Source organism: Diplocloster agilis, assembly GCF_019042275.1.
In the GTDB taxonomy this organism is placed as follows: Bacteria; Bacillota; Clostridia; order Lachnospirales; family Lachnospiraceae; genus Diplocloster; species Diplocloster agilis.
In genome coordinates, this window is record NZ_JAHQCW010000033.1 from 24,877 (window position 1) to 37,022 (window position 12,146).

Consider the following 12,146-nt stretch of genomic DNA (forward strand, 5'->3'; position numbering starts at 1 on the left):
TTTTACACTTCCATAATGATCGGCAGGATCATGGGACTGCGTTTGGTTTTTTTCCAGAGATAATCGCTCAGGGAATCCCGGATCATCGTCTTCATCTTGCTCCAGTCCGTAATCCGCTTCTCCATACACGCATCCAGCGCATCATTTACCACATGCCTGGCTTCTTCCATCAGATCCTCGGATTCCCTCACATAGACAAAACCTCTGGATACTATATCCGGTCCCGACACTACCTGATTGTTGTATTTTTCCAGCGCCAGCACGACGATCATGATTCCGTCCTCCGCCAGATGCTGCCGGTCTCTTAACACGATGTTACCCACATCTCCAACGCCCAGCCCGTCTACCAGTATGGCGCCGGTCTGTACGTGGTCCACTACTTTCGCATCATCCTGGTCCAGCTCCAGCACATCGCCGGAAGACAGGATCTTGATATTTTCCTTCGGAATTCCAAGGTTATAGGCGATTCCCGCCTGCGCTTTTAAGTGCCGGTATTCGCCGTGTACCGGAATCGAATATTTGGGCCGCACCAGGGAATAGATCAGTTTAATCTCCTCCTGGCAGGCATGTCCGGATACATGTGCATCCTGGAAGATCACATCCGCGCCCTTCATGGACAGCTCATTGATCACCTTGGACACGGCTTTTTCGTTCCCGGGGATCGGGTTGGAGCTGAAGATTACGGTGTCACCCGGCTTAATGGATACCTTCTTGTGAATGCTGGCCGCCATTCTGGACAGCGCCGCCATGGATTCTCCCTGGCTTCCTGTCGTGATCAGCACGGTCTGTTCGTCGGCATAATTTTTCATCTGCTCAATTTCGATCAGCGTCTTATCCGGAATGTTGATGTAACCAAGTTCCGCGGCCGTGCCGATGACGTTGACCATACTGCGCCCTTCCACCACCACTTTCCGGCCGAATTTGTAGGCGGAGTTGATGATCTGCTGCACCCGGTCCACGTTGGATGCGAAGGTCGCAACAATGATTCTGCTGTTTTTGTGTTCCGCAAAGATATTGTCAAAGGTTTTTCCCACCGTGCGCTCCGACATGGTAAAGCCGGGCCGCTCCGCGTTGGTACTGTCACACATCAGGGCCAGTACGCCCTTTTTGCCGATCTCGCCAAACCTCTGTAAATCTATAGCATCCCCGAATACGGGAGTATAATCCACCTTAAAGTCTCCGGTATGAACGATGGTTCCCGCCGGGGAGTAGATCGCCAGGGCGGAAGCATCTGCGATACTGTGATTGGTTTTGATAAACTCGATCCGAAATGCACCCAGGTTAATGGATTGTCCGTGTTTGATAACTTTTCGTTTGGTTCCCTTTAACAGATTGTGTTCTTTGAGCTTATTGTCGATCAGGCCGACCGTTAATTTCGTCGCATAAATGGGAGCGTTGACTTCCTTTAAAACGTAAGGAAGAGCCCCGATATGATCCTCATGCCCATGAGTAATTACAAAGCCTTTTAATTTATCAATATTGTCCTTCAGATACGTGATATCCGGGATGACCAGGTCGATTCCCAGCATATCGTCCTCAGGGAACGACAGACCGCAATCCACCACAATCATACTGTCTTCGTATTCAAAGGCAGTGATGTTCATCCCGATCTGTTCCAGGCCTCCTAACGGGATGATCCGCAATTTGCTGTTGTTTTGTTTCTTCAAAAAATAGCACCTCCAAATTTTTTATTTTACGCTCTTTTGTTTACCTTTCGATGGTAACGTCTTCCAGAAGCTCTTCGAAGATTCTGGAAACATACGCCAACTCCTCATCATCGTCCACGATTTCATACAGGGCTTCCGCATCCTCACTTGCGGACAGATCCTTTAAAATATAGCAGGTACCGTCCTCCTCCTCGTCCTCCGTATCCGTAACCAGAAGATAGTCCACGCCGCTTACTCTCGTCTGTTCCATGATGAAAAATTCCACGTTTTCCTTTGTGTCTTCCATTGTGAAAATAATTTTTTCCATATAAGCTCCTAATGCAATGTATTTAAATATCCTTGTAGGATTAATACAGCCGCTAACCGGTCGATGTGTTCTTTCCTGTCTTCCCTGCGCACGTTCCCCTCAATCAGGGCCCGTTCCGCTTCCACGGTTGTGAGACGCTCGTCCCACATAATGACAGGAAGTCCTGTGCGCCGCTTTAACATCTCCGCGAATTCCAGAGATTTCTGCGCGCGGTCGCCCACCGTGTTATTCATATTCTTGGGAAAGCCCAGAACTATGGACTCTACCCCGTATTCCTTGATCAGTTCCTCGATTCTGGCGCAGGTTCTGCGCAGCTTATTCTCCGTCTCTCTTCGGATAATCTCGATTCCCTGGGCAGTAATTGAGAGAGGGTCGCTTATGGCCACCCCAACAGTTTTGGAACCGAAGTCCAATCCCATAATCCGCATAACGTTCTCCTTCACTGCTACTCCAGATGGTTATTTTTGATATAGGATTTTAACAGCGCTTCCACCAGCTCGTCCCGTTCCACCTTCATAATCAGGCTTCTGGCATTCTTATGGCTGGTTATATAAGTCGGGTCTCCGGACATGATATAACCCACAATCTGATTCACCGGGTTATAGCCCTTCTCCGTCATGGCCCCGTACACCTCATTTAACACATCCTCTACCTGCAGTTCCGGCTCAGTCTGAACTTTAAAATATCTTGTATTACTGAGATCCTTCATTCTTTCCTCCATGCATGCGTTATCCCGCACGTAAAGACGCACGCTCAAAAACAAACTTTACCCTTATTCTAATATATACCGGATGAAAATTCAATGTCTATTTTACGGTTGCAACCAGGAACCGGCGTTTTATTCGAATTCCGCCAGCATGATTTCGTCTGTCAGATAGCCTGTCACCCGCACCCGGCACAGCTGGTTGGACCGTTCCCTTTCGCTCTTTACGGCAACTTTTACATATTCCTTTGTATGTCCGATCTGATAGGCTACCCCGTCTATCCGGGTCATTTCCTCAAAGAGCACTTCCTGGGTCCTGCCCATGTAATAATCCCGAAAAGCTTTGGATTTCTCCCTGTTCAAAGCCAGCAGTTCATTGCTTCGCACCGCTTTTACCGGTTCCGGAATCTGTCCCTCCATCACCGCCGCTTTGGTTCCCTGCCTTCTGGAATATTTGAAAATGTGGGTCTCATAAAAGGAAACTTTTTCCAAAAAGTCCCGGGTCGACGTAAACTCTTCCTCCGTTTCCTGAGGAAAACCTACGATAATATCCGTAGTCAGCGCCGGATGCTCAAAATATTCCCGGATCAACCGGCATTTTTTAAAGTATTCACCGGTTGTGTAATGTCTATTCATCCGTTTGAGCGTATCGTCACAGCCGCTTTGCAGTGACAAATGAAAATGGGGACAGAATTTGCGGCTCTTGGAAAGTTTCGAGACAAACTCTTCCGTGATAATCCGGGGTTCCAGTGATCCCAGCCGGATCCGCTCGATTCCCTCCACTTCCTGAACCCGAAGGATCAGATCCAGCAAGGAGGAGCATGGCTCAAAATCCACTCCGTAAGAGCTCAAGTGTATCCCGGTCAGAACGACCTCCTGGTACCCTTCGGACGCCAGACGTTTCACCTCATGAATCACATCTTCCATTTTCCGGCTCCGCACCCGGCCCCTGGCGTAGGGAATAATACAATAACTGCAGAACTGGTTGCAGCCGTCCTGGACCTTCAGATAAGCGCGGGTATGATCCGTGGTCCTGCCCAGGGTCAATTCCTCGTATTCCCGGTCCGTGGCGATATCGGTGATACATTCGGCCGCCTTATGATCCTGCTCCCACTTACGAAGAACCCGGATCAGATCTTTTTTCCGGTTATTGCCGATCACCAGATCCACCGCTTCGTCCTGTAACAGCGCTTCGCCGGCCGCCTGCACATAGCAGCCTGCCGCCACCACGCAGGCGTTTGGATTCTTAGCCTTCGCCCGGTGTAACATCTGCCGGGACTTCCGGTCCGCAATGTTAGTCACGGTACAGGTATTTATAATATAAACATCCGCAGGTTCGGTGAAGGGGACGATCTCGTAACCGTTATCCTCCAGCATCTGCTGCATGGCTTCCGTTTCATATGCATTTACTTTACATCCTAAATTGTGCAATGCTACTCTTTTCATAACAATTCCTTTACTGATGCATAATCAAATTTATCAAAATTGACGAATAATCCCGATTTTCTTTGTATGTTTGCGTATTGACTTTTCCATACCCCGACGGTAAGATGAACATATAAAAAATATATGGGAGGTTTTTCCAATGAAAACAGTAAGAATTTCTTTAAACTCAATTGATAAAGTGAAATCTTTTGTGAATGACATCACTAGATTTGATAACGATTTTGATCTGGTTTCCGGAAGGTATGTAATCGATGCGAAATCCATCATGGGCATCTTCAGCCTGGATCTGTCCAAACCGATTGATCTGAATATCCATGCGGAAGAGAATATCGATTCGATTCTTGCAATCCTTGCTCCTTATATCATCGAGTAAGATACTTGCTTTTGTAAGAAGGGACATGCACCTCGCTATAGACAGCGGGGTGTTTTTTTTGCCCCTGTTACATGCTTTTTTGTTTTCTTTTCTGCTGATCAATCTTTTCCGGTCAGCTGACAATCACACACTCTGCAGTCTCGATCGCCTGCGCTACCATTTCGTCAATCTTTTCCTCCAGTTTCTTTTCCGAACGCTTAATCACCGGAATACTGGGCTTTGTGACCGGATGCTTCGCGACAAAGATCGTACAGCAATCCTCATAGGGCTGAATCGATGTCTCAAAAGTGCCTATTTTTTCCGCAATATCAATGATATCCTGCTTATCAAAAGCGATCAGCGGACGGAACACCGGCATGGTGCACACTTCATTGGTAGCCGCCAGGCTCTGAACGGTCTGGCTTGCCACCTGCCCGATGCTCTCGCCGGTGATCAATCCCAGCGCTTCATTTTTGCGGGCCAGCTCTTCCGCGATCCGCATCATATAGCGCCGCATGATGATCGTCAGCTCGTCATGGGGACATTTGTCATAGATATACAGCTGAATATCCGTAAAGTTCACCACATATAAATAGACCGGTCCTGCGTACTTCGCCACCTGGGCCGCCAAATCCACCACTTTTTGTTTGGCCCGCTCACTGGTGTAGGGAGGCGCGTGAAAATAAACGGCATCAATTTTCACACCCCGTTTGGCTACCATATAACCCGCCACCGGACTGTCGATTCCGCCGGATAACAGCAGCATGCATTTCCCGTTTGTACCGACCGGCATACCGCCGGGCCCGGGGATAATCTCCGAATAAATATAGATTTTCTCCCGCACTTCGATGGTCAGCATGATCTGGGGATCATGAACATCCACATGCATCTGCGGATAAGCCTCCAGAATCCGGTGGCCCATCTCGGCATTGATCTCCATGGAATCCATGGGATAATTCTTTCTCGCCCTGCGGGCGCATACCTTAAAGCTTTTATCCTTATCCGGATACACTTCGTCCATATAGGCCAGTACATCCCGGGAAAGCTTATCAAAGCCTTCATCCTCCACGCATACGGTGGGGCAGATGCCCACGATACCGAATACCCGCTGTAAGGCCTCTACCGCCTCGTCATAGTCATAATCCTGCGGGCATGCCACATAGATGCGTCCCTGCTCTTTGGACACCTGAAATTCGCCTTCTACGGGTTTTAACGCGTGCCGGATCTGTTTTACCAGCGCGTCCTCAAACAGGTAACGGTTTTTCCCCTTGATTCCGATTTCCCCGTATTTTATCAGAAATGCCTGAAACATCTTATTCTCTCCTTATAAATCCTTACTTGAACGGTTCCTATTCATATTTAATAAACACGGCAGAACACGGTTAAGCGCTGCCGATGCGTCCTGCCGGCTTTTATCTGCGGGTATATTTCTTAAGCTTCGGCACCACTTCTCTAAGCTTCTCTATACAAAACTCCACCTCGTCCAGCGTGGTTTCCAGCTGGAAGCTAAACCGGATCGCCGATTCCAGCTGTTCTTTGTCCAGGCGGATCGCAGTCAGGGTCGGACTGACGGCATGCTTCTTGCCGGCCGCGCAGGCGCTCCCGGCGGAGACATAGATCTCATATTCCTCCAGCGCATGCAGCAAAACTTCGCTGCGCACTCCCGGAAAACTGACATTGACGATATGCGGAGCGCTTTCTTTTCCCACAAGCCCGTGAATGACCGCGCCCTCTACCGTTCCGATCCCATTGACGAAAGCCTGCTTTACCGCATACAGCCGCTCGATCTTCTCGTCAAAACCGGTGTACAGCTCTTTGACCGCCGCGCCCAGGCCGGCGATTCCGGTAGTATTCACGGTTCCCGAGCGCATCCCCTCCTGCTGACCGCCGCCATAGGAGATCGGTTTGATTTTCACCTTGTCATTGACATACAGAAAACCGACGCCTTTCGGGCCGTGAATTTTATGGCCGCTGGCCGTCAGCAGGTCGATTCCCAGCTTTTTCGGTAAAATTCGGTATTTTCCATAGGCCTGCACCGCATCCACATGGATTTTGGCCTTCGGCGCCTTTTTATGAACCAGCTCTGCGATCTCCTGAATAGGCTGTACCGCCCCGATTTCATTGTTCACGTACATGACGGACACCAGAATCGTCTCTTCATCCAGAGCCGCCTCCAGCGCGTCCATGCGCAGAACCCCGTTCGCATCCACCGGGATGTAGCTGGCCCGAAATCCATTTTCTTCCAGATGCTCCATGACCGCCGTTACGGAAGGATGCTCCACAGCCGAAGTAATCACATGATTCCCGGCCCTGCAGTTTGCCATGGCCGTTCCAATAATAGCTAGGTTATTCCCCTCCGTGCCCCCGGACGTAAAAAAGATCTCCTTCGCATTGACTTTCAAGTTCTTCGCGATTATATCCCTGGCGTCCTTTACATACTTCTCCGCTTCCACGCCTTTTTTGTGCATGGAGGACGGATTGCCGTAATCCTCCGTCAGCGTCCTGATCATAATATCTTTTACGGACTCATAGCAGCGGGTCGTTGCCGAATTATCAAAATAACATTCCATCGTTTCCTTCACCATCCTTGCTTTTGCCTTGTCTTAGTTTATCCCAATTGCGTCATTGCATTCCAACTGGAACATTAAAACGGAAAGAATGGCGAGCCCGGCGGTCTCCGTTCTCAGAATCCGCCGGCCCAGGGAAACCGGCTGCGCGCCCATGCCGCAGGCCTTCTGCACTTCGCTTTCCTCAAACCCGCCCTCGGGACCGATGAAAATCCCGACGGACTGGCCGGACTTTACCGCCTGGAGAAACTCCCGGCTCTTCGCCATGCCCTGCGCGTGTTCGTATGGGATAAAAATATGATCCAAGCTTTGCGCATAAGCCAGGGCATCCGCAAGCTTCATCGACTCCCGGACTTTTGGAATTACCATCCGGCCGGACTGTTTCGCCGCACTCTGTGCTATGGCATTCCAGCGTTTTAATTTATTCTGTTCTTTTTTTGCATCCAGTTTGACGACGGTTCTTCTGGTCTCAACCGGAACAACCGCATACACGCCCAATTCCACAGCCTTCTGGATGATCAGCTCCATCTTATCGCTTTTCGGCAGCCCTTGGAACAGCGTGATCCGGCAGGGCAGCTCGCGATTTTCTTCCTCTACAGACAAAACGCCAAGACGGATACAGTCCGGCTCGATTTTTGATATCTCGCACTGATATTCCCGGAATGCCCCGTCCGTGCTCACGCTTACTTTTTCTCCCGGTTTCATCCGCAGAACATTCCGGATATGATTCACATCCGTTCCCAAAATAACGATTTCGGAATCCTGTATCTGCTCCGGGTTCACAAAGAAATGGTACATCTTATCTCTTCCTCGCCGTCACACTGACCCACTCGCCCTGATGCGTCACTTCCACAACTTCCAGCCCGGCATCCTGAACCGTACGCACGATCAGTTCTTCCTTCACATCCAGAATCCCGGAGGTGATATAGAGCGCTCCCGGCTTCATCGTTTTGACAACCACCGGAGTCAGAGGCACCAACACCTCAGCCAGGATATTCGCCAGTACAATGTCATATGCTTCGTAGCCGACCGCATCCTGAATCTCTTTTTCATCGATGATATTGCCAATCATCACCTCAAAGCGGCCCGGTTCAATCTCATTCGCCTCCATATTCTCATGGGTAGCGTTAATCGCACAGGGATCCAGATCGGTTCCCACCGCATGTCCCGCACCCAGCTTACAGGCGGCGATCGAAAGTATCCCGCTGCCGCAGCCCAGATCCAGAATATCCATCCCCGGCCGCACATACTTCTTCAGTTGCCGGATACACAGCTGGGTCGTCTCATGCATCCCGGTTCCAAAAGCCGTACCGGGATCAATATGAATGATCATCTTTCCCTCATCCTCCGGCTTCACTTCTTCCCAGGACGGGATAATCAAAATATCATCCACATAGAATTGCTTAAAATACTGCTTCCAATTATTAATCCAGTCCTTGTCCTCCGTCTCGGACGCCTCAATAGAGGCCTCCCCGATATCCACGAACATACGCAGCCCTTCCAGCTCTTCTCTTACCTGTACCAGGATATCCGTCTCATCGGTATCCTCCTCCAGATAAAAACTGATATAGGCTATGCCGTCATCTTCCGGCCCGTCGGGCAGAATATCCACAAACATCTGTTTCTTATCTGCCTCCGTCAAAGGCACATTGTCCTCGATCTGCGCGCCCTCAATCCCCAAATCCACCAGGGTACTGATCACCAGATCTTCCGCTTCTGTTTTCGTCTTAATCGTAAATTTTTTCCATTTCACGGGATTCACCTCATATTTCGTCTTTTCCCATATTAACACAGGTCCTCTCAAAAAAACAAGAGGCAAACTTCCATCGTCCAGGGCAATCGTCCTGTTAAGAGTAAGCTTAGAACTGTTTACAAAGAAGGGGAGCGAACCTTGCCGGACCCGGGGCACTGTTTGAGCCGTATTCCGGCGAGTTTGCCCCGGGTCCTGCTAATAAAAGGTTCGATCCCCTTCGTAATTACCCGTCTCTTATTTAAATTTAAACCCTTTTCTCTTAGACTTCTCATTTCCCTCAGGGGACTGATTCAGCGTGTTCCCGCTGGCCTCGTCGAACTTGCGCAGCGCTTCCTTGGCATCCTCGTTTAACTTCGTCGGCACCTGCACCACCAAGGTTACATAGTGGTCGCCGCGGATGTCTTTATTTCTGAGGGAAGGAACCCCTTTGCCCTTCAGACGCACTTTGGTATCTGTCTGGGTTCCCGGTTTTACCGTGTAGAGGACGTCGCCGTCCACCGTGCTGATCTTAACATCACCGCCCAGGGCCGCTACCGCAAAGCTGATCGGGGCCGTGGAGAAAATATTCGCATCCTGGCGCTGGAAAATCGGATGTCTGGAAACCACAACTTCCACCATCAGATCGCCTCTGGGGCCGCCGTTGGTTCCGGGTTCGCCCTTGTCCCGGATACGGATACTCTGGCCGTTGTCTATACCTGCCGGAATCGATACCTGGATCTTCTTGCGGTTCGCGATGTATCCGGTTCCGTGACAATCCGTACATTTTTCCTTGATGATCTGTCCGGTTCCGTGACAGTCCGGACAGGTCTGTACATTTCTGACCATGCCGAACAGGGACTGCTGGGTAAATACCACCTGGCCCTTTCCGCCGCATTTCTCGCAGGTAACCGGAGAGGTGCCGGGTTTCGCTCCTGTTCCGTGACAGGTGGAACAGTTGTCCTTCAGTGTCAGCTCGATCTCCTTCTCACAGCCGAAGATCGCCTCCTCAAAGGTAATCCTCACACTGGTGCGCAGATTTGCTCCGCGCATCGGGCCGTTATTAGCCCTGCGGCTGCTTCTGCCGCCGCCGAACAAATCCCCGAATATATCACCAAAAATATCACCCATATCCATGCCGGAAAAATCAAAGCCTCCGGCACCGGCCGATCCGTCAAAGGCCGCATGACCGAACTGGTCATACTGGCGTCTCTTTTCCGCATCACTAAGTACGGCGTATGCTTCCGAAGCTTCCTTAAACTTCTTCTCGGCCTCGGTGTCTCCCGGGTTCATGTCGGGATGGTATTTTTTCGCCAGTTTTCTGTATGCACTTTTTATGGTAGCATCATCGGCTCCTCGATCCACGCCTAAGACTTCATAATAGTCTCTCTTGTCTGCCATATCTGTTCAACCTCTCTGTTTCATCAGGATAAGGGGAAGAGTGGTTCTTCCCCTTATAAATTCCTATTCGATTTCTCTTAGATTTCTTTGTAATCTCCGTCTACAACGTCGTCGGCCTGATAAGCGCCACCGTCTGCCGCACCGCCCATATCCGGGCCTGCTCCTGCATTTCCGGCAGCCTGCTGCGCCTGCTCATATACTTTAGCGAACAGCTTCTGAGAGCTTTCCATCAATTTATCTTTGGCAGCTTTTAGTTCCGCTACCTGAGCTTCTGTCATTTCTTCTGCGTTTGTCTTCTCGATCAGCTCTTTCAATGCGTTGACATCCGCCTGTACCGCGGTTTTGTCATTGGCATCGATCTTGTCGCCGACCTCCTCCATAGCTTTTTCCACCTGAAATACCATGGCATCCGCATCATTTCTGGTATCTATGGCTTCCTTACGTTTCTTATCCTGCGCCTCGAACTCAGCGGCTTCTCTGACCGCCTTGTCGATATCGGAATCGGACATGTTGGAGCTGGCCGTGATCGTAATGTGCTGCTCTTTTCCGGTTCCCAGATCTTTCGCGGATACATTCACGATACCGTTGGCATCGATATCGAAGGTAACCTCGATCTGCGGCACGCCCCGTCTTGCAGGCGGGATTCCGTCTAACCGGAACTGTCCTAAGGACTTGTTGTCTTTCGCGAACTGACGCTCACCCTGAAGGACATTGATATCCACGGCCGTCTGATTATCGGCAGCGGTGGAGAAGATCTGGCTCTTCTTGGTCGGGATCGTCGTGTTCCGCTCGATCAGTCTGGTTGCGATTCCGCCCATGGTCTCGATGGACAGGGACAGCGGAGTAACGTCTAACAAGAGGATTTCCCCTGCGCCGGCGTCTCCTGCCAGCTTACCGCCCTGGATGGAAGCTCCAAGAGCTACACATTCATCCGGGTTCAGCGTCTTACTGGGATCGTGTCCGGTCAACTGTTTTACTTTATCCTGAACAGCAGGTGTTCTTGTGGAACCGCCAACTAATAATACCTTACTGAGCTCAGAAGCTGTGATTCCTGCATCTCTCAACGCATTCTTTACAGGCTCTGCGGTTAATTCTACCAGATCATGGGTCAGTTCGTCAAATTTCGCTCTGGTCAGGTTCATGTCAAAATGCTTCGGGCCATCGGCTGTCGCGGTGATAAACGGCAGGTTGATGTTGGTCGTGGTAGCGGAAGACAGCTCTTTTTTCGCCTTCTCAGCGGCTTCTTTTAATCTCTGAAGCGCCATCTTGTCGGCGGAAAGGTCCACGCCTTCGTTCTTCTTGAACTCTGCGATCATATAATCGGTTATCTTCTGGTCAAAGTCATCGCCGCCCAGACGGTTGTTACCGGATGTAGCCAGAACTTCAATGACTCCGTCGCCGATATCGATGATGGATACGTCGAAGGTACCGCCGCCCAGGTCATAAACCATGATTTTCTGTTCTTTTTCATTATCCAGACCGTAAGCCAGAGCGGCAGCGGTCGGCTCGTTAATAATACGCTTCACATCAAGTCCGGCGATCTTACCTGCATCCTTGGTAGCCTGACGCTGCGCGTCGTTAAAGTATGCCGGAACCGTGATAACTGCTTCGGTTACTTTTTCTCCCAGGTAGTTTTCCGCATCCGCTTTTAATTTCTGAAGGATCATGGCGGAGATTTCCTGAGGAGTATATTTCTTGCCGTCAATGTCTACGCGGAAATCGCTTCCCATATGTCTCTTGATCGAAGAGATCGTCTTTTCAGAGTTGGTAACTGCCTGACGCTTCGCCGGCTCTCCAACCAGACGCTCTCCTGTTTTTGTAAACGCAACGACAGACGGTGTGGTCCTGGCTCCTTCTGTATTTGCTATAACGACAGGTTTTCCACCTTCCATAACTGCTACGCATGAGTTTGTTGTACCTAAGTCAATACCTATGATTTTTCCCATAATGATTTCCTCCTGTTTCTATCATTCT

Annotated in this window: 12 protein-coding genes; 1 reads left to right on the top strand and 11 read right to left on the bottom strand. The window is 50.2% G+C overall.

The annotated features are described in order from the left end of the window. Nucleotides 1-2 precede the first annotated feature (2 nt). From KTH89_RS17510 to mtaB, 5 genes are all read right to left on the bottom strand, one after another. Entirely contained in the window at nt 3-1,667 is a 1,665-nt protein-coding gene (locus KTH89_RS17510) for a ribonuclease J (protein WP_158344664.1), read from the bottom strand. 40 nt (nt 1,668-1,707) lie between these two features. Then, nucleotides 1,708-1,974 carry a DUF1292 domain-containing protein gene (locus tag KTH89_RS17515; RefSeq protein WP_158344666.1) on the bottom strand — a complete coding sequence of 89 codons (267 nt, stop codon included), beginning with the start codon at nt 1,972-1,974 and terminating at the stop codon, nt 1,708-1,710. Nucleotides 1,975-1,982: 8 nt separating this feature from the next. Beyond that, the gene (ruvX, locus tag KTH89_RS17520) at nt 1,983-2,402 is read right to left on the bottom strand and encodes a Holliday junction resolvase RuvX (protein ID WP_238722560.1); all 420 of its coding nucleotides are present in this window, start codon (nt 2,400-2,402) and stop codon (nt 1,983-1,985) included. A gap of 17 nt (nt 2,403-2,419) precedes the next feature. Beyond that, on the bottom strand, nt 2,420-2,683 hold the full coding sequence (locus KTH89_RS17525; protein ID WP_158344670.1) for an IreB family regulatory phosphoprotein: 264 nt from the start codon (nt 2,681-2,683) through the stop codon (nt 2,420-2,422). A 129-nt stretch (nt 2,684-2,812) separates the two neighbouring features. Further along, nucleotides 2,813-4,123 carry a tRNA (N(6)-L-threonylcarbamoyladenosine(37)-C(2))-methylthiotransferase MtaB gene (gene mtaB, locus KTH89_RS17530; protein ID WP_238722561.1) on the bottom strand — a complete coding sequence of 437 codons (1,311 nt, stop codon included), beginning with the start codon at nt 4,121-4,123 and terminating at the stop codon, nt 2,813-2,815. A 139-nt stretch (nt 4,124-4,262) separates the two neighbouring features. On the opposite strand from mtaB, the gene KTH89_RS17535 reads away from it, so the two are divergent. Beyond that, entirely contained in the window at nt 4,263-4,496 is a 234-nt protein-coding gene (locus tag KTH89_RS17535; RefSeq protein WP_158344674.1) for an HPr family phosphocarrier protein, read from the top strand. A 112-nt stretch (nt 4,497-4,608) separates the two neighbouring features. On the opposite strand, the gene thiI is transcribed toward KTH89_RS17535, so the two are convergent. From thiI to dnaK, 6 genes are all read right to left on the bottom strand, one after another. After that, nucleotides 4,609-5,787 carry a tRNA uracil 4-sulfurtransferase ThiI gene (gene thiI, locus KTH89_RS17540; RefSeq protein ID WP_238722562.1) on the bottom strand — a complete coding sequence of 393 codons (1,179 nt, stop codon included), beginning with the start codon at nt 5,785-5,787 and terminating at the stop codon, nt 4,609-4,611. A gap of 100 nt (nt 5,788-5,887) precedes the next feature. Further along, nucleotides 5,888-7,045: a cysteine desulfurase family protein gene (locus KTH89_RS17545; RefSeq protein WP_238722563.1), complete on the bottom strand. Its 1,158-nt coding sequence runs from the start codon at nt 7,043-7,045 to the stop codon at nt 5,888-5,890. Nucleotides 7,046-7,078: 33 nt separating this feature from the next. Continuing rightward, nucleotides 7,079-7,840: a 16S rRNA (uracil(1498)-N(3))-methyltransferase gene (locus KTH89_RS17550; RefSeq protein ID WP_238722564.1), complete on the bottom strand. Its 762-nt coding sequence runs from the start codon at nt 7,838-7,840 to the stop codon at nt 7,079-7,081. A 1-nt stretch (nt 7,841) separates the two neighbouring features. Beyond that, nucleotides 7,842-8,795 (bottom strand): 50S ribosomal protein L11 methyltransferase, encoded by a 954-nt coding sequence (gene prmA, locus KTH89_RS17555; RefSeq protein ID WP_238722574.1) that lies wholly within the window; start codon nt 8,793-8,795, stop codon nt 7,842-7,844. A 234-nt stretch (nt 8,796-9,029) separates the two neighbouring features. Beyond that, the gene (dnaJ, locus tag KTH89_RS17560; RefSeq protein ID WP_158344682.1) at nt 9,030-10,172 is read right to left on the bottom strand and encodes a molecular chaperone DnaJ; all 1,143 of its coding nucleotides are present in this window, start codon (nt 10,170-10,172) and stop codon (nt 9,030-9,032) included. A 77-nt stretch (nt 10,173-10,249) separates the two neighbouring features. After that, on the bottom strand, nt 10,250-12,118 hold the full coding sequence (dnaK, locus tag KTH89_RS17565) for a molecular chaperone DnaK (protein WP_238722565.1): 1,869 nt from the start codon (nt 12,116-12,118) through the stop codon (nt 10,250-10,252). Between the last annotated feature and the right edge of the window lie 28 nt (nt 12,119-12,146).

Bases quoted from the DNA above. Each gene is read 5' to 3' on its own strand.
- KTH89_RS17515 (WP_158344666.1), bottom strand. From the start codon at position 1,974: ATGGAAAAAATTATTTTCACAATGGAAGACACAAAGGAAAACGTGGAA.
- ruvX (WP_238722560.1), bottom strand. From the start codon at position 2,402: ATGCGGATTATGGGATTGGACTTCGGTTCCAAAACTGTTGGGGTGGCC.
- KTH89_RS17525 (WP_158344670.1), bottom strand. From the start codon at position 2,683: ATGAAGGATCTCAGTAATACAAGATATTTTAAAGTTCAGACTGAGCCG.
- mtaB (WP_238722561.1), bottom strand. From the start codon at position 4,123: ATGAAAAGAGTAGCATTGCACAATTTAGGATGTAAAGTAAATGCATAT.
- KTH89_RS17535 (WP_158344674.1), top strand. From the start codon at position 4,263: ATGAAAACAGTAAGAATTTCTTTAAACTCAATTGATAAAGTGAAATCT.
- thiI (WP_238722562.1), bottom strand. From the start codon at position 5,787: ATGTTTCAGGCATTTCTGATAAAATACGGGGAAATCGGAATCAAGGGG.
- KTH89_RS17545 (WP_238722563.1), bottom strand. From the start codon at position 7,045: ATGGAATGTTATTTTGATAATTCGGCAACGACCCGCTGCTATGAGTCC.
- KTH89_RS17550 (WP_238722564.1), bottom strand. From the start codon at position 7,840: ATGTACCATTTCTTTGTGAACCCGGAGCAGATACAGGATTCCGAAATC.
- dnaJ (WP_158344682.1), bottom strand. From the start codon at position 10,172: ATGGCAGACAAGAGAGACTATTATGAAGTCTTAGGCGTGGATCGAGGA.
- dnaK (WP_238722565.1), bottom strand. From the start codon at position 12,118: ATGGGAAAAATCATAGGTATTGACTTAGGTACAACAAACTCATGCGTA.